The sequence below is a fragment of the Sphingorhabdus sp. 109 genome (assembly GCF_902506555.1).
Classification (GTDB): Bacteria; Pseudomonadota; Alphaproteobacteria; order Sphingomonadales; family Sphingomonadaceae; genus Parasphingorhabdus.
The window spans coordinates 20,917-38,200 of record NZ_LR732709.1 but is presented as its reverse complement, the minus strand read 5'-3'; the positions used below and the strand labels follow the sequence as shown (position 1 = coordinate 38,200).

Here is a 17,284-nt window from a genome sequence, read left to right as displayed (position 1 = left end):
TGTAGCGGGACAAAAGCTTTTAGAGTTAGGGACAAGAGGTTCTAGAGCACTGGAAATCGTCATTTTGATACTCGTAGCGCAAAAAGTTGCGCGGTTCTAGTTCGATATGATCAACTCCTTCGCCGGTGTTACCTTCCCGCTCACACGGTAGTTTAGCGACACCTCCTCAATATCAAAATCGGCGAACAGTTCGCGGATCTCAGGCACTGCATTTATCGAGAGAACGAACCTGCCTTGGATGCTCGCTAAGAGGTCTCTCAGAACAGTAAAATCCGCTTCTGAGAAGATGTTCTTCCCGTAGTCGTCCTCGCAACCGAAATAGGGCGGATCACAGTAGAACAGCGTGCCTGGCCTGCTATCATATTTCCGGATAAGATCAGCAAAGGGCATCCGCTCGATAATCACGGATGACAAACGCTCGTGAACATCCTGCAGCATCGGTTCCAGCTTGGTTAGATTGAACCGGGCACCGGCATTAAAGTCTATACCCATGCTCCGAGGCATACCGCCAAAACCCATCCGCTGCAGATATAGAAACCGCGCAGCGCGCTCGAGATCAGTGAGCACATCTGGATTGGATGCCTTGAGCCGATCAAACTCTGCACGGCCCGCCAGTTGCCATCTTAGCGTATCGAGAAACTGCGGATAATGACGCTGTAATATCCGAAACAAGTTGGTCACATCGACCGAGATATCATTAATCACCTCCATCTTCGGCCGTTGATGACGGCGGAAAAACGGACCTCCCATACCCACGAACACCTCGACATATCGCTTGTGAGGAACCGCGTCAAAGCGCTCAACCAGACGGTTGGCTAAGGCGCGCTTGCCTCCCAGATATGGCGCGACAGGCTTGACTACGCGCACCGGGTCAAACTCTTTAAACTCTTCATTCATCTTTGCATCCCATATACGTCCTCGCCGGCCATCCGGTGAGGGAATTGACGGCAGCTGCAGCTGCCCGAGATGCAGGGTCTGATCCTGCGGTTAGTGGCGTTGGCGCGCCACTGCCTCCCTCTTATTCGCTGGAGGCTGGCGTAAAAGAATTCCCGGCCGGTTCCTCTTCCGGTACCTTCACAAAAAATTCGTCTTTCTGTCTGATGCTCAGGCCCTTGTCGGCCAGCTTTTTACTGTCCTTCATATCCTGTCCGGTACGGGGCTCGTCTGTCGGCTTAAGCGCCTCGATAATCGCCTGTTTGTTGAGTTCAACCCTCACTCGCATGAACCGTTTGGCAAAACCGCCGACATCTCGAACGGATCGCATCCAAGCGATGACGCCCGCCTCCTTCATTCCGCTGGGCAATTTGAGTTTCGGTGTTGTCAGCCGCTCGCCGATGGTGACCGGCCCCAGTTCCACCGATCGCCTCACCCCACCTGTCAAGACATCCTCGTTGGCAGAATAATAGGCCTGCAGCTTCTCGAATGCGATATCCAGCTTCGGCTTCAGAGTGGCAATATTCTCATCACGCCGCGCTTTAGCCTGGTCGATCTGTTCATCACAAATCGCTTCCGCGCGACCCACCGCACGATCGAGCAGGGCATAGTCTACGGCAACAACTATTGCTTCCAACTCGTTCTGTGGTGCCTCGACAGCGTCTTTCTTGCGACGCGCCATTATGCGGTCGCATCCGCATCGTCGGGTGCGACAGGCCATTCAGGATCCGAAAGATCAAGATCACGCAGCTGCTGCCGATAGACCTGCCATTGGCCGCGCGATGCGTCTATGATTGGCACGTCGGCCAGTTGCGTCCAGTCGCTCGCCGCCAATAGCCGATCGCGCTGGGTGCGGTTTCGAGCAACCACTTCCTCGGCTGATTTAGGCGGGTCAACTGCCCGTGGCGTTTTTGCGCCAGGTTCCAGAACCTTGCCGTGATGATTGAGTTGCTCAAGCAGATCTTCCCATTGCTTGTGGCTGATCGAAACGGCATCGCTGGGAATCGTGCACGCCGGATTGGGGACCATCTTGGGACGCTTCCGCGCCTTGATCTCCGCCGACGTCTGTTCAACCGCTATCTGGCGAACGCCGTGAACCGCTTCGTCGAACATGCTCGTTGTGGACGGACTATAATATTTATTGCTCTTATTCATAATACTATCCTCGTTAGAAACCGATGGCGAAAAACTGGCCGACCGTGCTGGTATTAAGCGCCGAGAATACCGTCAGTGCACTGACTGATTTACCGCTCACATATGGCCCATTATGCGATACACCGGTGTCAACGCTTCCGCCGTTGAAACCGGCAAAAACGCATTGGCTGGAGAAAGTGGTCGGCAACGTAACATTGGTTGAACCGTCACCCGATACGGTCGCCGTTCCCCATTGAAACACCAGCCCGAAAATCGTCTTAAAACCGGTGCCAGCCAGCAGTTGACCGCCAAGCCCGCCCTGGAGAGCAAGAGCGGTCACCGCCTTTGTGTCATCGGTTCCGGTGCTGACATCACCAGCCGAGGCCTTGGGCACAGTGATTGTGCGATTGACGGCTAGGTCACCGCCGCCTGTTGCCAGTCCGGCCGCAGAAATTGTCCGGCTTGTCGGCACAGCCCCCGATCCGTCACCGGCAGCGCCCGTGGCAATCGCAAGGATCGCCGCGTAAAGCTGCTCACTATCAGCTTTGTCGGGGTCTATTTCCGCTTGCTCAAGGACGTTGACGATTTCATCCTGCAAAGCGTTGAACCAGTCGGCCGACAGCTGTGTTGCCTGCTGCCCTGTGCCGGGATTACCTGCGTTAAAACGCCCGTCGACGCTGCCTGGGCTGTCAATTCGAAACATTTGTTTTCTCCTTATTCATTGAAATTCATCCAGAAGAGCGCGTCCGGCTCTGTCTCATAGGCAAAGATAACCTGGGTGTGCGCAGGAGCATGCCGACGGATGATGCACTCCAGGTCGATCGCACCAAAGCCGCGCAGACGCACGCCGATCCGGTCGCCGATCTTGGCAACAGCCACCAGCGATTGCTCGGAGGGAATATCACCCTCGAAAGATTGCACCATGACCGTCCAGGCAAAATCCCAGTCCGCTCCATTAAGCGGTTCGTCGCAGCGCATGCCGATTCGCGCGCTGCGGTGTTCGGCAATTTGCACCACATAGCCCAGGCGCGCGGCCAGTTCGGTGTAGAAAGCAATATCCTGCCCACCAATTCCGCTGACTTTCTGCGCCAGAGCCACCTGACGTTCAGCGATATTATCCGGCTGGCCGAAACAGGCATCCGGCAATCCGGCCACCCGTTCCCAATCGGAAAGCAGCTCCAATGTCGTGCGCGGATCAGCCTCTTCGATCAACACGGCTGACCGGCCATCGATGCGCGCAAATTCTTCAGCCAGACCGCCGATCAGCGCCGCAAGGTTGCTGTCGGCGGTAAAGTCCCAGGCAAAGCCTTGCGGCAGCAACTGGCGCAACTGGACGGCATAATCAAAGGCGATATGCTGATCCATCAGGCGTAGCTGACCTCTCCCAGAAACGGCATGAAGCCTTGTGGTGCCTCAATGTCCTGACTGGGTAGCAGCAGCTGGTGATTATTCTCTCCGGCCGCGAGCGAGATGGCTTCGCCAATACGGCTGAGATAAATGGTGCCACCTGGCGCTGTATCGCGGGCGAACATGTCGGCCAGTTCGGCCTCCACCGCCAGGCGCACCTCGGACGTATCGGGGACCAGGCGGATCATGATATCAACCGGCTGGGCGGTGGGCGCAAAAACGACGACATTGGCGGTGACCGGGCGCAGCGGCTCCAGATGTTCACCCAGCGCCTCGACATCATCCTCCAGCGGCAGAATGTCGTCCCGCCCGTCCATAACAAACGCAATGCCCACGGAACCCAGACCCATCCACGCCGGATAGACCCACACCCGCGTCACTTCATCAAAGGCCAGTGCCCACCGTTCATAGTCGCTCACCGAACCGCCATCGGGCGGCAGCTGGATCCGCTGCAACAGACGTGCGAGCAAGGCTGCATCGTCCTCTTCCTCGGCACCACTGGTCAATCCATCGTCATCAACCAGGGCAACAGACTGGATGCCGGCAATCGGCGACGTCAGAGTGAGTTCCCCGGCCGCCGCCATATTGGTGGACGGGCCGCCGTCGATTGCCTCGACCGCGATATCGGCGGTGCCGGACGCGAGTGTGCCGGCTGCCGATGTTTTATATTCCGTGCCATCAATCCGGGTCAGTTCGGTGCCGGCAGGAATCGTAACGCCGCTGGTCCCGGTAAAAGTCACAGAGCCGGATGCGCCAATCGCGCTTTTCCGGTTGATGCCCCATATCGATGCCCAGCGGGCAAGATGTTCGCCATCGGCCGTGTCGGGCAGAACCTGTCGGGAAATATAGTCGAGATAGCCATAAAGACCGGCAGCAACGCCGCCATGGCCCCGCATTACTATGTCTAGAAGGCTATGCCGCAAACGACTGTCTGCGCCGGGCAGACGCGCCTCGACATCAGCGCGACCGCGCTCGATCAGTTCGGACAGGGTTGGTCGGTTAAAGCTCATAAACTGGCATCCCATGTGAAATCATAACGCTGGCGGGCAGGACCGGTCGGCCGGTCGAGGGTGACGCCGATCGCCAGCACATTGCCCTGCGCCTCCACCTCGACCAGGACGCTGCGCGCAACCCGGTCGGTGACCAGCCATTGCAGAGCGGCGGTGGCATAGGTTTTTGCGAGCGCCAGCGTCGCATTGGTGACTTTCGACCGGCGCAGCAGCCATAGCAGCGAACCCACTTCTTCATGCCGGGAAGACAGACCATCAGCCGCAAAGCCATTGCCCCACCAACCCCGCCGATCGGCACCCTGTTCCGGCAGTTCGGCATCATCGGGCGCGCGGGCATCGGTGAACAATGACAGGAAGATTGCGGTGCGCATCCCGTCATCGATCGCCAGGGCGCCATCCTGCAGCACGATATCGCCGGTGAAGGTGCTTGCGTTCCAATGGAGAGCGAGGTCAGTCATGAATGGCCCCCTTAAGAACTTTCAGCAACAGATCGCTCGAGATTGTCCCGCTTGTCTTCCATAGCTTGTAAAACCGGCTCTCGGCGGACTGGAGATTGAAAGAATGACGGTGCCTAATCCAAAGAAGGAAGCGAACTGCCTCGCTCTCGGTAAAGTCATATCGGTTCCAGCACCAATTGCCGATCCATTCGATGGTGAAAGTGCAGGCGAAGCTCTTTCCTGAGACCACTATCCCCGCTGTGGTGTGCCTCATGGCCGGACCCGTAAATCGCACCGGTTCCAGCTCGATGTCGCTTTTGCCAATGGTAATACCGGAAATTCGTCCAGCAAATAATCCATTATCAGGATCGTTGCATGCGATGTCGATATGGATAGTCATGCCGCCGCCACCTTGTCGCTGCCGGTCAAGATTTTGCCGTTGACCAGATCGACATCATCGCCAATGCGCGCGACGGCCGGGCCGCCCGAAGCGCCCAGATTGATATCGTCGCTGTTGATGGTGCAGCTGCCGGCCGTGATCGTGCAATCCGCTTCGGCATCGATGGTGACATCCGGCGCGGTAACATGGGCCTCGGTCACAGCCGTGATTTCGATCTTGTTCCGGCCAAGCTTGATGAAATTGCCCAGATCATCGTAAAGTGCGACCTCGCCGGTTTCCAGCGCCTTCATGCGGTACCGGCGATCTTCCACTGCGATCACGACCATGTGGCTGCGCAGCCCGCCGACAGCGATTCCCAATCCCTCCGCACCGGGATGCGGGTTGCTGGTAAAGCCGTAATTCTGGAAACGCTCGACGCCCTCCTGCGATTCCTGATCGAGCAGTTCGATCTGCAGGGACTGCGCCTTTTTGGTGTCGTCGACCAGACGGACCAGCACACGGCCGATCATCATCCGGATCCGGTCGGACAGCGGTTTTGTCGCGCGGTTAAGATTGGCCATATCGTCCATCAATCGCCTCCCAGCGCCGAAGCGTCGTCGCCTTCAGCCGGTCCCTGGGCATAAGCTTCGGGCCGTTCGAGCCGCAATTCGGTCACCGTGCCGGCGTCATTCGATTTGATAAAGGTCACCCCGGCGATCAGCATTTCAGCGTCGATATAAAGCGCCGGTGCCTCCAGTTTGATCTTGCTGTCGATTGCCCATAATGCGCCGGCGTTTTTCCATCCCTGGACCGTGACCTGCGCAGGCTGACTGCGGGCGGCGCGGACATTGGCTTCCCACTCTGCCCGTTTCTGGGCACTTGCCTTGCTCGCCTGATCTTCGGCGATAATGATCAGCGGCCGATGCCGATTGATCGCCGGATCGGTGGCGCGCGCCGTGATCTTCGAAACGGTGGCACCATTGGCTTCATCGTCTCCGGACGCCTGCCCCTTGACGATATATTCGCCGAAGCGATCGGAAACATCATGCACGGCCGAAGCCGACAGGATATTCTGACCCTGCTTCAGCACGCCCACGACCGCGCCCTGGCCGGGATTGCCAACGCGGATCCGGCCATCGGCGAGCGACCAGATGATCAACCCGCGCATCCGCGCCAGACGCTCGATCGCGGACCAGGCGCTCTCCCCCTGTTGCAGGGCAAAGCGTTTGATCTTTGTATCGGCCGGCGCGGCGAAATCGATGGCGACGCCAAATGGCTGCGCCAGCTCGCTGGTAATCTGCTGCAGCGTGGCATTCTTCCAGCTGCCCGACGGATGGACCGCCGACGCATCGACCATATCCGATGCCTTGTCGCGGCCCGATATGACGATGTCGTGGCTTTCTTTGTCCAGAAGCGGTGACAGGCGATCGATCCAGCCAGTGATCAATATCTCACCGTCGATCGACACCGTGCAAAGCGCGCCTGCACGCATCGGCCAGGGCTGGTCCCCGGTGCGCTCCCGATCGGAGAGGCCAAGGGTAAAGCTGCCGACCAGACTGTCGAGGCTGCGGACAATGGTGACGTCGGTCCAGCCGTCATATTTCTGCCCGTCGAGTGTAAGGGTGACCTGCTCAACCATCACTACCGCCTGTCTCGCTCAAAACGGTGATGCTAGCGCCACCGGGAATGAAGCCGGGATGCGGAATGTTGTTGCGCATGGCGATATCATCGGCCTGCTGATCGCTGTTCTGGTGACCATAGAGGCGGTTGGCGATGACGAGTGCGGGCTGGGTCGATAAAATCCGGTAATCATAAATCCGCGCCAATGATCCGCCACGCTGTGTGACATCGCGGACCATCGCCCGGCGCAGGCGGTCAAAGGCATCCGCCCGGGCGTCCTGACCGTCATCAGCCGCTGCAAGAGCCAATATGTCGAACCGGTCGCTGATCCGGTCGCGCACCGCCACGGCCTCGTCATAGCTGGTAAAGGATATGTCGGCGACGGCGCGGACCAGTGCCGATGCGCAGAGCACCCGGAACAGATGGATCAAGGCATCCTGATTGTCGCGCTGGCGGATCCGCGCAGGCGTGATCGGCAGAACCGGCTTCAGATCCTCGCCATAGTCGATCATTTCCAGAAATATTGCGGCCTTCCGGCGCGGCGTGCGCTGCAGGGCGGAAACAGCCAGAACCATATTGTGGATCGCCTGCCCAAGCGAAATCGGCATCCGCAGCAGATTGGCCAGGCTGTCCGGCAGGAATCGCAATGTCGCATCAAACGCGCGCAGGGCCGGACCGACACCGCCGCCGACGCCGGCAACAAACTGGGTCACCGCGACCGCGCCATTTACGATATCATCGGCGGCTGTCTCAACAAAACCGGGAAGCCCGGCGATACTGAAATCCCCGGCAAAGCCACCGGGTGCTTCTGCGTCGATGGCATCCGCGACGCTCAATGCTTGCGCACGGCCGTCAATGGCTTGCGGCGTATCGACGGCCAGCCCCGCTTCCCCGAAGGTGACAGTGAAATAGGCAATGCCGCCTTCCGCCGTGCTTTCGGTGAATGTGAAATCGAGCACCACCAGCATCATCGCGCCCAGCCAGGGATGGATCATCTGGCCCGGCCCTTCACCTTCCAGCGCATCCTGCAGAGCGTCCCGATCGGCGAAATAGTCATTGCCCAGGACATGACATTCCAACGTGTAGGTTTTTGCCCGTGCGCCCAGATCCTCGGTCGTCGGATCGTTGCGACCGGGATATTCATGAGTGACAATCCGGCGACCACCAAAGGTCTCCTGACGCTGGGTTCGAAAGCCGGCGCCCCGAAAGCTGCCAGGCTGATATTCGTCACGCCAGCTCATGCCGCCAGCGCATTTGATTTGCCGAGCGTGACCGACATCGCCACGTCGCTGCCCTGGCTCGATGTCTTCTTGACCCTCGCCTTTGCTGGGCCATTGACGCTGATCTCAACTTCGGTCTTGCCGCTCACCCGCACGTTGTTTCCTGGCGCACTACTGGACAGCGGCCGGGTCTTGCCACTTGGCGCATAGCGGACCGAACCCGGCCGCGTTCCGCCAAAGGGATTGCTGCGTTTTACCGGTCGAGTTCCGAATTGCTGGTTATAGACCTTGCGAACGCGGTTCTTGGTTGCAAAGTCTGCGCGGCTGTTCTCGACAGTCTCGAGCTGGTTTCCGGCCTTCCATTTACTGAACCGTTCATAGGCCGATTGCGCCTTGCCGATTAGGCCGATGATTTTCATCAGCACATCGACGGTCGTGCCAAGGCCGCGCGCCACCGCTTCCCAGTCGGTACGTTCGACAAATTTGACGCCCATGTCCCAGGCTTTTTCAAGCGCCTTGGAGATTTTCTCGGCCCAGCGCTCCAGACGGCCGTCAGACGCCATTTCGCCGACCTTGTCGAGCAGCCGCTGCGCGCCGTCTTTGACCTTGTCAAAAATCCCCGCGTCGGCAACCTGCAGCTGGAATTTGGCCCATTGGTCTTTCAGATTGCTGAGCAGCCCTTTGAGGGTTTTAGACTGGCGCTCCATGCCACCGCCGAAGCGTTCGTCAAAAATGCCTGTCAGGGCCGCCTGTATCTCTGCAGCATCCTTTTTCACGGTCTTGGTCAGCGTGCGGCCGTTTTTGATATAGCTAAAGGTGACCTTATCGCCTTCGCTTTTCGATTTGATCGCAAATTCCTTGAGCCGTTCGAACTCGCCGGTTTGTGCATCTGCCATGGCCTCCACGGCCTGCATCAGATCCTTGTTCATGCCCGAGGCAGCATCGCCCAGCGATCGCAGGGCCCCGGTCGTCGGATCGATGCCATAGGCGCGCAGCTGGACATAGGCAGCCATCACGTCGTTGAGTTCATAAGGCGTGGACGATGCGAAATCCTGCACCCATCCCATCGCTTTTTTGGCCTTTTTTGCGGATCCCTCGGTGCCTTCCAGCATGATCTGGAATTGCTCGAAATCGCTGGCGACACGGAACATATCAAAAATCGCATATCCGCCCGCCGCTCCCGCCGCGAGAGCGCCATATTTGAGCGAGCTTCCCAACTTGCTGGCAAAGCCGCCAGCTGCTCGTTTGGCCAGCTTCATCGCGCGCTCGTTCAATTTAAGATCGCGGGTAAAACTGCGAACCCTGCGGGCAGCACTGGCAGTGGACTGAGTGAATGCCTGGTAGAAACGTCCCTTCGCGAGCCGCTTGTTCCGGCGCAGGCGGCGCTCTAGATGTTCCTGTGACCGGGCGAGTTTGGCACTGGTACCCGATGCTTTGGCGATCGCCTTATCCATGAATGAGTAGCCGCCAGCCGCCTTGCGCGTCGGGCCACTCATTTTGTCGATGGCTTGCAATATCAGGGAGAGTTTAAGTGCCATTGTTCCTTGCTTCCAAAATCCGTTCCGCCTGCATCAGCCAGCGATCAATGCCCGGCCAGTCGAGTTCCATCAGTTCCGAGGGAGGCCAGCCGAAAACGTCGGCAAGCGCGCCTAGACAGTCCTCCCAATTATCAACCCAGGCACCGTGAAAGACTGGATGATCTCGTCGATCCGCTCGGCATCGAAATCGTCGATTTCCCCGGCCGTGACCTTGTCGAGGCCGGTCAGCGCACAAAGCAGCTCGATCGAAACGGTCGCCAGACTGCCGTCCAGTTTCAGCGCATCCATGTGTTTTGCCTTGACCCGCTGGATCGTGATTTCACTGGTCGTTTCGACGCGCGCTTCGGCGCCCACTGCCTGCAGTTTCGTTTCCACCGGGAACACCAGTGGATAAACGACTGCGCCATTGGGTTCCTTCTTCAGCTGCTGAAATTCTTCCCAGCTCAGCTTTTCGAACGGCGCACCTTTTGGCATTCCATTGTCAGACATCAGCTCAATTCCTCGGCTGGTGGTCCCATGAAGCTCAGCGTCGCCTTGCCATCACTCTGGTTGATCACAGGCGGTTCGGAACAATAGGCGCCCCGGATCATCCATGTCTGACCGGTGTCGGCGGTCAGGGTGATGGTGGCATTGTCGATGCTGGCCAACGCGGTGACGCTGGTGCCTGGCTTCACAAAGACCGTGCAGTCGAGTTTGGAAGGCTTCGTGCTCTCCTGAAACCCGCCAGCATTATAGTCGCCCTCGACGCTCTCCCGTCCCGTCCCGCCGACATCAAGCGTCGCGCCCTTGTCGGTATCGAGCAGGATGCCATCGGCCTTGATCGTTGCTTGCCCGAAAACCTGATTGTTATTTGCCATGTCTTAACGTCCTTTCAGTGGTGTCTCAGAGGGCTCTTAGAGCCGGAATTGGATCGCGGCGGCAAAGCTGCGGAACTGATTGACGATGTCGGGCGGGATCAATGCGTTGAGCCGGTTGGCATCGTTTTCATCCCGCTCGACGATCAGATCGTCCTTGAACTGGTCCAGCTGCTCGACCAGGCCGGCCTCTTCCAGTTCGCGGAACAATGCGATCAATTCGGCACGGATCACCGATGGCGTAACAATCGCCTGACCGGCAGCATAGCGGGTGCCGTCATTGGCAAGCTTGTGCCGCGGATATTTGGCCGCGATGCGTATCCGGACTGCCTGGCGCAAAAAGGCCAGGGTCAGCGGCGTGTTGACATCAAGATAGCTGACGTCCTCGATGTCGAGTGCATTTACCTGATAGGTGGTTATTGCCCGCTCGATATAGACCGCGCCGCCACCATCGACCGTGAAGGTAGAAATGCCGTCCTGCAGGAGCAGTTCGCGTTCTGCCCTGGTGAACCGGTCCGCTTCCTTCGGCGCAAGAACGCCTTTCAATTCCAGCGTCTGAAACGGCCGCGCCGGATCGATCTGGGCATGATAGCCGATTGTGCCGCCATAGCTGGCCGCGACTTCCCAGGGTGGTGTCGGCGATTTGCCAGATCCTATGATCGACACCAGTTCCGAATTGCGGCCATCGCCAAATGTCGCCATCGCCGCCTGTGTGCCTTTCATCCCGGCATAGCAAAAACTTTCCAGCATGCGCAGCGGGCCCCATCGATCGTTCAGTTCAGTTTCCATGTCATCGAGCACCGCCGTCGAGGCCGAACCGACAATGATCGTGCGATATTCGTTGTCGCCCAGAAGCGCCGTAACCTCTGCATAATCCGGTTCGCCTGCACCGGATGCCATATCGGTAATGGTCAGGCCGATGCCAGAGGGCAGCACCTCTCCGCTATAGTGGCTGTGGCGAATGTCGATGTCATTGCCGATCAGGCCCTTGTGCCGGGCGGTGATGGTCACGTCGTCATCGGTGACCGATGCCGTAACCGGCAGATCGAGCGCCGCTGTAATCGCCGCCCCGATCAGGGTCGCGGTTGCCGCAGCAGAGGTGCCGCTGGGCACGACCACCGGGACGCTTTGCCCGGCGATCATCAACGCGATCGTGCCGGTCGCGGTGGCCGGACCGGTGACAGCAATCGTACCGGTCGCGGCAGTGCCGGCAGCGGGATCATCGATCGCGATCGCGACGCATTCGGAATAATTGTCCGCAGCCTTCAGGAACTTTGCCATCCGGTGCAGCTGCGAAGCGCGGCCGAATAACGTGCTGGCCTGATCCGCCTCGACAATCGGCTGAAAGGTCAGTTCGGCCGCTGTTCCAGTGGCCAGTTTTTGTCCGATCAGCAAGATGCGGTTGGCGATGGCCGGAAGCCCGCGAACGGCACGGCTATTGTCAAACTCGATATATTGGCCGGGCGTGCGCAGGCCAAATTGAATATTGTTAAAACTGATCATGCCTCAGATCCTTTTTTGGGTTTCTTTGTCGTTCTCTTGAATTTGGAGATTATGGCGTCGCCATCACGCTCGCGGCGGCGCCACCAGCTGCTGTCTGGGAAGTTCCGACCTTCTGCGGGAACAGTCATTCCGTTGACTTCCTTCAGGGTGCGGCCTTCGGCCGGCGCGACATGGATCAGCTTGCTCAACTCTGGTCTCCTTCGAGTGATAGATTGTCCGTTGCATCGGCCGCTGCATCATCGGGCAGATCCGGACCGACGCCGCCAAAGGCGGGAATGTCCCAATTGGCGTGGAAGGTTTCAAACGGTGCCAGATCGCCGTCATCAACGGACAGCGGATCCACGGTCATCGCGGTGACGAGCTGCACCGCATAAAGCGACAATTTGCGCTTGCGCAGGGCGTCTGTACGGCTGACCTCGCGGATCTGTGGAATCGCAATGCGGTCGATGTCTAGCCCCAGCGTTTGGCCGGCCAAAAGCGCGACGGCATCGGTGGCGAGCTGATAGCTGCCCGGTTCTCCGGAGCCGCCGTGACGAGTCGCGGTTTCGTTACGCAGGTTCTTCGCAGCGACCACCAGCCAGAAACGCGCGGAATAGCGGATCGCGCCGCTCGCCTGTTCCTCTCCGCCGGTAAAGCCGTCGAACGTCACCCAGGCAGCGGGCGGCCGGGCAGCGACCTTTTCGTCCTCGAAATAGGCGCCCCAGTCGTCGGGATAGCTTTCCAGTGTCTGATATTTATAGCCCAGCAGACTTTCACCACCGCCGATCGGCGCGCCAGCCCATGCGAGCTTGGCCAGAACAGCAAGTTCGAATTGCGCGATCATTTGCCCGCCCTCCGGATCCGGTAAAACCACCGGCGAAGGATCGGCAGGATGCGGCGACGAAACCAGCGACGCGCGCTGTCCCAGGCAAGATCAAGGATCGCCCAGATAAAAAAACCCCAGGGGAACAGGATAACCGCCCAGAAATAGATTTCCTCGCGCCAGTTCTGACGCTCGGCTGCGCGCAACTCCCTATAGCTGTAAGCACTGGTGCAGAGCATCAGGATGATCACGATGGTCAGGACGATCGTCGACCAGTTCATCGTTCAATCCCCGGTGCTACGGCAATGGCATAATCTTCTGCCAGCGCGATGATCTCGACGTTGTCTTCGCTCGACAGGCCAAGGAATTCCCGCTGCGGGATATCGACCGCTTCAACCTTGCGGAAACCAAGGCCGCCAGGCAGGCCGAAAGACAGATGCTTGGCGTTTTTGGCGCGGATCGTGCCGCCATTATTATGGATGCCGGCATAGATGATGTTGCTGCCCCACGCGGCATAGTCGCTGCCACTTTCCGGAGTGATGGAGTTTTTCAATATGGCGTTGTCCGTCAACGTCTTGCCGCCCTCGGTGCGCGCCCGGATCGATTGCGACCAGCGCGAACCATCGGGCGCGATTTCGGTTTCGAACCGCTCGATGGTGGAGCTTTCCCCGTAAAGCGCGATGTCACCCATCAAGGGAGAGATGTCACCAAAGGCCTGGACAAGTCCGAACAGTTGCGCCTCGATCGCGCTGGCACCTTGGGCGCGGATTTGGTGAGACGCGGCCATCAGTAACCGCCCAGGGAATCGCGCGACATTTTCTTTGGTGCGCTGTTGGTGTGGATCGCATCGGGACGCGGCGGCGCGATTTCGCTGCCTTCGTCCAGAACGACAATGCCTTTGGAGATTTTGCCCAGTTCGGCCAGCGCCTCGTCATGGGCTTTCTGGATGCTGTCGGGCGGCGTATCGCGCCACAGCTTGCGATAGGCAATCTGGCAACAGATCATGTTCAAAATAGGATTATCGGTCAGCAGATCGATATTGTCATGGCGCCGCGCGACATAGCCGGTGATAATAGCAGAGGCGTCCGCAATTGCGCTGTTCACCGTCGTTTCGTTGATCGAACCGGTGTCGAGCTGATCCGTCAGCTGGAGAAGATCGCTGGCCTCATAGCGTGCCTGCATATCGGCCAATGTGGCATATTGAGGCTTCGCGAGGGGCACAGAGCATCATCCTTTCGTTTCAATAGCTCCGCGTGATCCGGTAATGCGCGGGATTAGCGCGGATGTCGGACTTGGCCCGTGAGCGGATCACGCGGAGGGTTTCAGTCAGCCGCTTTGGCGGACGGCTTGGCTGATTTCTTGGGTGCCCGCTTGGCGGCAGGTTTGGACGCCGATTTAGCAGGTGGAGCGATGGTTGTTTCGACCTTCGCTGATGGCGCAGGGGATGGAGCCGATGGTGTCGGGGTTGCACCGGCACTATCAGCTCCCGTCGATGCGGTCGTGGTCACATCGCCGCCCCCCGTATCCGCGCTGCCGGATTGCGCTCCGGCAGGGGGCGGATTGGTTTGTCCTGGTTCAGAATTGTCCCCGCCGGACGCATCATCGTCACCACCCTGTTCAGGAGGTGCCTCGAATCCAATCGCGGACAGCAGACTGGCCAGATCGACCTGATCCATCGGGGCATCGGCATCGACGTCGGACAGCACTTCTGCAATGTCGGCCCGCTGCTCTGCGTTCAGCATCAGGAACTGTTCGCCGTCGCCCAGCTCGACCTGCAGCTGTTCTTCCTGCAGGATGGCCGAGCAGGCACCGACGGTCAGAGCCGATGCGGCAAGAACCGTGGCGACAACGGAGAAGCCAAAGCCGCCGCGACGAAAAGTCCCGGATCCGGCCGTCACGCGAATCGAGAGATCAACGCCCTCCATCAGGCCAGCCATGGCACGACTTCAAGCTTCGCCGTGCCCTTCCATTCATTGGTTTCGCCGCCGGATGCCAGTTCACTGTTGAGCAGCTTCTGTGCAGCACTGCGGTTTGACGGGCCGGTAACCAAAAGGCTCGGCTTGACGCCCAGCGGACGGCCATGGTCACCCTTCATCCCTTCAAGTGCCGCAAAGGCAGCCTTGAACGCGGTGGCATCCAAAGTCTGCTTGGATCCATAGGCATATTGCCAGAAACCAAAGCCGACATTGTAGCGCGCGTCGACGCCATATTGGAATTTCTTGCGCCGGAACACATTTTCATCGGTCAAGTTGTCCATTGCGACAAACTGCGCCTTCTTGCGCTCCTGGAAGATGACCGGCTTCAGCGCCCGGCTGTCGTCGATCAGGAACCAGGGCGCGCCGCTGCCGCCGCCGGTATTGGAAACGCTTTGCGCAACGCCATCCTCGTCCAGGACCGGGTGGTCGGTGTCGAAGAAAAACTGGCCGTCATAGCATTTGGTTGTGAACCCGGCCTTGAGCAATGCAAAGACCAGCTCGTCAGGATGCGCTTCGGTTGCCCGGCCCATTTCGGTGAACAACGGACCATAGATACCGATATTGTCATCCTCGATATCGTTGCGATCGACCTCGATCGTGTCTTCCCAGTCCTTGTTCTTGATCGCATAGTCATAGGCTTTGAGCTGGTTGATGACGCGGTCGCCGATCCATTCACGCATGCCTGGAAATTTGCCGAGCCAGCCATATTCATTCTGCGCGGTGGACGAAGGGACGGTCGTGGAGACCAGGGCACGCTGCGAAACAGCCTGACCCTGCCCGCCTGCAAAGAGCGCGCTAAAGCCGGTGCCAAGCGTCTGAAGATTGCCGGGATTGATTTTCATGGGATGCTTTTCCTTCTAAATGTTCGCAAATTAGTCGAGACGGACCCAGACGCCCTGGGCGTCCACATCCTCGACCTTGCCGGCGACAGAGCGGGTGCTGGTGCCGTTCGTTTTGGCGACCGTCTGGTCATCGACGATGTAGCAATTGTCGCCGATTTCAGCGGCCGTGATTTCGTCGGTTGAGGTGCTGTTGGCAAAGCGCGCCAGCCCTGGACGATAGACCGGGACATTTACGTCGCCAGCCGATCCGCCGCTATTGTCGATCGTGTCCTCGGCAATGCCGTCGACAACCAATGTGGTCGACGTGCTGCCGGGCACAGCGTTACCTGCGGCGTTCAGGCAGACCAATGCGCCGGCATAGATAACGGTAGCGGCGGCAACCGGACGGGAAAACTGTTTGCCGTCACGGGTAGGGATTTCGCGCTTCTGTGCGAGTGCAGTCATTTCGCAGCTCCTTCGTTGTTGGTTTGGGCTGCGCTAAACTGGTCCTCGGTCAGCCCCAGTTGAGATGCGACAGCCGCTTCATCGGCGGCCAGGCCGGTGGCGGTTTTGTTATCGAGGTTGTCGAAATCGACATCTTTCAGGATCGCAGGCGCGCCTTCCAGATAGGACGCCACGGCAGCCTTGTCGGCCTTCGCCTGGGTCATCCAGAACGCTTTTTGCGCCGGCAACAGCTTGCCGTCGGCAATGCCCTTCTCAACCATCGCAACAGCATCGGCTTCTTCGCGGCTATTGACCTGGCTCGCGACCGCATCAAATTCTGCGCGCGGCACATATTTTGACAGATCAATCTCGCCTTCGGCGGCGACGGCAGGCTGGTCAGCCTTATCCTTTGCCGTCTTGGCAGCGCTGGCGATTGCACCGGCATCTGCATCTGCAGACAGGCCGAAAACAGTGATCAGGGCGGTTTGCATTTCACTGGCAACCGACTGCGCGGATTTCCAGTCGGCAATCATGGTGAGGATCTGCTCCTCGGTTGCGTCTTCGGCCAGGCCGAGCGCCACAGCAATTTTCTTCATGCAAAAACTTCCTTGGTTATTATGAGAATGTTCGGCCGCGATCGCAGCCATGTCGAAATTGGGAAGATTGGTGATGCCCAGGTTGACAATCCGGGTGACATCGCCCGTGGTCGGATCATATTTGTAATAAGGCGAAATGTAGCGATATTCCTGACTGGCCAGGGCTGTCGCGGCCAGTGACGTCCATTTGACACCCAGAGCCCAGATCCCGTCGTCACGAATTTCCAGATCCTTTACCCAGCCAGAGGCCTTGGCCGTGCCACCGACCTGCGTATTGGCGGCGGTAAATGTCTGGTGATCATAATCGATCGACATTTGCGCGCTTGCCAGGGCAGCTTTGGTGGCGGCGAGCACCCGGTCGGCGTGAGCGCGATCGCGCAAATTATGCTCTGCGGCATTGCGGGTGAAAATCGGAGTGCCAAAGGGCATGATGAGAAAATCTTGCTGCAGAGCGCCATTGCCACCATGAACAGCGGTGGCATTCGCGATTGCGGGAAGAGATGTCGTGCCTGTCATGAAGGCGCTTATGGAGGGATCAGTCTCGATCCTTTACCTGACAGATGTCAGAGAAACATCTGGGTGGCCTTTGCAAAGACTTAACCGCCAATAT

General features: G+C 58.6%; 24 protein-coding genes. All 24 read right to left on the bottom strand.

The features are described 5' to 3' along the window. Positions 1 to 96 precede the first annotated feature (96 nt). The 24 genes from BOSE62_RS17240 to BOSE62_RS17125 all read right to left on the bottom strand — a co-directional run bounded on the left by BOSE62_RS17240 (position 97) and on the right by BOSE62_RS17125 (position 17,190). Positions 97 to 897 carry a DNA adenine methylase gene (locus BOSE62_RS17240; protein WP_159648163.1) on the bottom strand — a complete coding sequence of 267 codons (801 nt, stop codon included), beginning with the start codon at positions 895 to 897 and terminating at the stop codon, positions 97 to 99. A 121-nt stretch (positions 898 to 1,018) separates the two neighbouring features. Next, positions 1,019 to 1,615, bottom strand: a complete 597-nt coding sequence (locus BOSE62_RS17235; protein WP_159648162.1) for a host-nuclease inhibitor Gam family protein — start codon at positions 1,613 to 1,615, stop codon at positions 1,019 to 1,021. Then, the gene (locus BOSE62_RS17230) at positions 1,615 to 2,088 is read right to left on the bottom strand and encodes a phage tail assembly chaperone (RefSeq protein WP_159648161.1); all 474 of its coding nucleotides are present in this window, start codon (positions 2,086 to 2,088) and stop codon (positions 1,615 to 1,617) included. The genes BOSE62_RS17235 and BOSE62_RS17230 overlap by 1 nt, the downstream gene beginning before the upstream one ends. 13 nt (positions 2,089 to 2,101) lie before the next feature. After that, a complete protein-coding gene (locus tag BOSE62_RS17225) occupies positions 2,102 to 2,770 on the bottom strand; it encodes a gp53-like domain-containing protein (RefSeq protein ID WP_159648160.1) in 669 nt (222 codons plus the stop codon). An 11-nt stretch (positions 2,771 to 2,781) separates the two neighbouring features. Next, positions 2,782 to 3,432: a YmfQ family protein gene (locus BOSE62_RS17220; RefSeq protein WP_159648159.1), complete on the bottom strand. Its 651-nt coding sequence runs from the start codon at positions 3,430 to 3,432 to the stop codon at positions 2,782 to 2,784. Beyond that, positions 3,432 to 4,484, bottom strand: a complete 1,053-nt coding sequence (locus BOSE62_RS17215) for a baseplate J/gp47 family protein (protein ID WP_159648158.1) — start codon at positions 4,482 to 4,484, stop codon at positions 3,432 to 3,434. The genes BOSE62_RS17220 and BOSE62_RS17215 overlap by 1 nt, the downstream gene beginning before the upstream one ends. Continuing rightward, a complete protein-coding gene (locus BOSE62_RS17210) occupies positions 4,481 to 4,942 on the bottom strand; it encodes a phage GP46 family protein (protein ID WP_159648157.1) in 462 nt (153 codons plus the stop codon). The genes BOSE62_RS17215 and BOSE62_RS17210 overlap by 4 nt, the downstream gene beginning before the upstream one ends. After that, positions 4,935 to 5,321, bottom strand: coding sequence for a hypothetical protein (locus BOSE62_RS17205; RefSeq protein WP_159648156.1), 387 nt, complete (start codon positions 5,319 to 5,321; stop codon positions 4,935 to 4,937). Before BOSE62_RS17205 ends, BOSE62_RS17210 begins: the two co-directional genes overlap by 8 nt. Beyond that, the gene (locus tag BOSE62_RS17200) at positions 5,318 to 5,890 is read right to left on the bottom strand and encodes a phage baseplate assembly protein V (RefSeq protein ID WP_159648155.1); all 573 of its coding nucleotides are present in this window, start codon (positions 5,888 to 5,890) and stop codon (positions 5,318 to 5,320) included. The genes BOSE62_RS17205 and BOSE62_RS17200 overlap by 4 nt, the downstream gene beginning before the upstream one ends. Beyond that, positions 5,890 to 6,939 (bottom strand): phage baseplate assembly protein, encoded by a 1,050-nt coding sequence (locus tag BOSE62_RS17195; RefSeq protein WP_159648154.1) that lies wholly within the window; start codon positions 6,937 to 6,939, stop codon positions 5,890 to 5,892. The genes BOSE62_RS17200 and BOSE62_RS17195 overlap by 1 nt, the downstream gene beginning before the upstream one ends. After that, complete coding sequence (locus BOSE62_RS17190) at positions 6,932 to 8,161, bottom strand: DNA circularization protein (protein ID WP_159648153.1); 1,230 nt, start codon at positions 8,159 to 8,161, stop codon at positions 6,932 to 6,934. Before BOSE62_RS17190 ends, BOSE62_RS17195 begins: the two co-directional genes overlap by 8 nt. Beyond that, positions 8,158 to 9,678 carry a tape measure protein gene (locus BOSE62_RS17185; RefSeq protein ID WP_159648152.1) on the bottom strand — a complete coding sequence of 507 codons (1,521 nt, stop codon included), beginning with the start codon at positions 9,676 to 9,678 and terminating at the stop codon, positions 8,158 to 8,160. The genes BOSE62_RS17190 and BOSE62_RS17185 overlap by 4 nt, the downstream gene beginning before the upstream one ends. Before the next feature lie 111 nt (positions 9,679 to 9,789). Next, on the bottom strand, positions 9,790 to 10,167 hold the full coding sequence (locus BOSE62_RS17455; RefSeq protein ID WP_236554221.1) for a hypothetical protein: 378 nt from the start codon (positions 10,165 to 10,167) through the stop codon (positions 9,790 to 9,792). Continuing rightward, positions 10,167 to 10,535, bottom strand: coding sequence for a phage tail tube protein (locus BOSE62_RS17175; RefSeq protein ID WP_159648150.1), 369 nt, complete (start codon positions 10,533 to 10,535; stop codon positions 10,167 to 10,169). Before BOSE62_RS17175 ends, BOSE62_RS17455 begins: the two co-directional genes overlap by 1 nt. A 36-nt stretch (positions 10,536 to 10,571) precedes the next feature. After that, positions 10,572 to 12,035 (bottom strand): phage tail sheath subtilisin-like domain-containing protein, encoded by a 1,464-nt coding sequence (locus BOSE62_RS17170; RefSeq protein WP_159648149.1) that lies wholly within the window; start codon positions 12,033 to 12,035, stop codon positions 10,572 to 10,574. Next, positions 12,032 to 12,223 (bottom strand): DUF2635 domain-containing protein, encoded by a 192-nt coding sequence (locus BOSE62_RS17165; protein WP_159648148.1) that lies wholly within the window; start codon positions 12,221 to 12,223, stop codon positions 12,032 to 12,034. The genes BOSE62_RS17170 and BOSE62_RS17165 overlap by 4 nt, the downstream gene beginning before the upstream one ends. Continuing rightward, a complete protein-coding gene (locus BOSE62_RS17160) occupies positions 12,220 to 12,858 on the bottom strand; it encodes a phage protein Gp37 (RefSeq protein ID WP_159648147.1) in 639 nt (212 codons plus the stop codon). Before BOSE62_RS17160 ends, BOSE62_RS17165 begins: the two co-directional genes overlap by 4 nt. Further along, on the bottom strand, positions 12,855 to 13,118 hold the full coding sequence (locus tag BOSE62_RS17155) for a hypothetical protein (RefSeq protein WP_159648146.1): 264 nt from the start codon (positions 13,116 to 13,118) through the stop codon (positions 12,855 to 12,857). Before BOSE62_RS17155 ends, BOSE62_RS17160 begins: the two co-directional genes overlap by 4 nt. Further along, positions 13,115 to 13,624: a phage virion morphogenesis protein gene (locus tag BOSE62_RS17150; protein ID WP_159648145.1), complete on the bottom strand. Its 510-nt coding sequence runs from the start codon at positions 13,622 to 13,624 to the stop codon at positions 13,115 to 13,117. The genes BOSE62_RS17155 and BOSE62_RS17150 overlap by 4 nt, the downstream gene beginning before the upstream one ends. Continuing rightward, positions 13,624 to 14,058, bottom strand: coding sequence for a gp436 family protein (locus BOSE62_RS17145; RefSeq protein WP_159648144.1), 435 nt, complete (start codon positions 14,056 to 14,058; stop codon positions 13,624 to 13,626). The genes BOSE62_RS17150 and BOSE62_RS17145 overlap by 1 nt, the downstream gene beginning before the upstream one ends. A gap of 101 nt (positions 14,059 to 14,159) precedes the next feature. Continuing rightward, positions 14,160 to 14,774 (bottom strand): hypothetical protein, encoded by a 615-nt coding sequence (locus BOSE62_RS17140; protein ID WP_159648143.1) that lies wholly within the window; start codon positions 14,772 to 14,774, stop codon positions 14,160 to 14,162. Beyond that, positions 14,762 to 15,655: a Mu-like prophage major head subunit gpT family protein gene (locus BOSE62_RS17135; RefSeq protein WP_159648142.1), complete on the bottom strand. Its 894-nt coding sequence runs from the start codon at positions 15,653 to 15,655 to the stop codon at positions 14,762 to 14,764. Before BOSE62_RS17135 ends, BOSE62_RS17140 begins: the two co-directional genes overlap by 13 nt. Positions 15,656 to 15,685: 30 nt before the next feature. Next, complete coding sequence (locus BOSE62_RS17130; protein WP_159648141.1) at positions 15,686 to 16,099, bottom strand: hypothetical protein; 414 nt, start codon at positions 16,097 to 16,099, stop codon at positions 15,686 to 15,688. Beyond that, positions 16,096 to 17,190, bottom strand: a complete 1,095-nt coding sequence (locus BOSE62_RS17125; protein ID WP_159648140.1) for a phage protease — start codon at positions 17,188 to 17,190, stop codon at positions 16,096 to 16,098. Before BOSE62_RS17125 ends, BOSE62_RS17130 begins: the two co-directional genes overlap by 4 nt. Positions 17,191 to 17,284 lie beyond the last annotated feature (94 nt).

Coding starts and splice junctions, on each gene's coding strand:
- BOSE62_RS17205 (WP_159648156.1), bottom strand. CDS start 5,321: ATGACTATCCATATCGACATCGCATGCAACGATCCTGATAATGGATTA.
- BOSE62_RS17175 (WP_159648150.1), bottom strand. CDS start 10,535: ATGGCAAATAACAATCAGGTTTTCGGGCAAGCAACGATCAAGGCCGAT.
- BOSE62_RS17455 (WP_236554221.1), bottom strand. CDS start 10,167: ATGTCTGACAATGGAATGCCAAAAGGTGCGCCGTTCGAAAAGCTGAGC.
- BOSE62_RS17155 (WP_159648146.1), bottom strand. CDS start 13,118: ATGAACTGGTCGACGATCGTCCTGACCATCGTGATCATCCTGATGCTC.
- BOSE62_RS17215 (WP_159648158.1), bottom strand. CDS start 4,484: ATGAGCTTTAACCGACCAACCCTGTCCGAACTGATCGAGCGCGGTCGC.
- BOSE62_RS17220 (WP_159648159.1), bottom strand. CDS start 3,432: ATGGATCAGCATATCGCCTTTGATTATGCCGTCCAGTTGCGCCAGTTG.
- BOSE62_RS17200 (WP_159648155.1), bottom strand. CDS start 5,890: ATGGACGATATGGCCAATCTTAACCGCGCGACAAAACCGCTGTCCGAC.
- BOSE62_RS17170 (WP_159648149.1), bottom strand. CDS start 12,035: ATGATCAGTTTTAACAATATTCAATTTGGCCTGCGCACGCCCGGCCAA.
- BOSE62_RS17135 (WP_159648142.1), bottom strand. CDS start 15,655: ATGAAAATCAATCCCGGCAATCTTCAGACGCTTGGCACCGGCTTTAGC.
- BOSE62_RS17130 (WP_159648141.1), bottom strand. CDS start 16,099: ATGACTGCACTCGCACAGAAGCGCGAAATCCCTACCCGTGACGGCAAA.
- BOSE62_RS17195 (WP_159648154.1), bottom strand. CDS start 6,939: ATGGTTGAGCAGGTCACCCTTACACTCGACGGGCAGAAATATGACGGC.
- BOSE62_RS17125 (WP_159648140.1), bottom strand. CDS start 17,190: ATGACAGGCACGACATCTCTTCCCGCAATCGCGAATGCCACCGCTGTT.
- BOSE62_RS17185 (WP_159648152.1), bottom strand. CDS start 9,678: ATGGCACTTAAACTCTCCCTGATATTGCAAGCCATCGACAAAATGAGT.
- BOSE62_RS17225 (WP_159648160.1), bottom strand. CDS start 2,770: ATGTTTCGAATTGACAGCCCAGGCAGCGTCGACGGGCGTTTTAACGCA.
- BOSE62_RS17235 (WP_159648162.1), bottom strand. CDS start 1,615: ATGGCGCGTCGCAAGAAAGACGCTGTCGAGGCACCACAGAACGAGTTG.
- BOSE62_RS17210 (WP_159648157.1), bottom strand. CDS start 4,942: ATGACTGACCTCGCTCTCCATTGGAACGCAAGCACCTTCACCGGCGAT.
- BOSE62_RS17150 (WP_159648145.1), bottom strand. CDS start 13,624: ATGGCCGCGTCTCACCAAATCCGCGCCCAAGGTGCCAGCGCGATCGAG.
- BOSE62_RS17190 (WP_159648153.1), bottom strand. CDS start 8,161: ATGAGCTGGCGTGACGAATATCAGCCTGGCAGCTTTCGGGGCGCCGGC.
- BOSE62_RS17230 (WP_159648161.1), bottom strand. CDS start 2,088: ATGAATAAGAGCAATAAATATTATAGTCCGTCCACAACGAGCATGTTC.
- BOSE62_RS17140 (WP_159648143.1), bottom strand. CDS start 14,774: ATGGCTGGCCTGATGGAGGGCGTTGATCTCTCGATTCGCGTGACGGCC.
- BOSE62_RS17160 (WP_159648147.1), bottom strand. CDS start 12,858: ATGATCGCGCAATTCGAACTTGCTGTTCTGGCCAAGCTCGCATGGGCT.
- BOSE62_RS17240 (WP_159648163.1), bottom strand. CDS start 897: ATGAATGAAGAGTTTAAAGAGTTTGACCCGGTGCGCGTAGTCAAGCCT.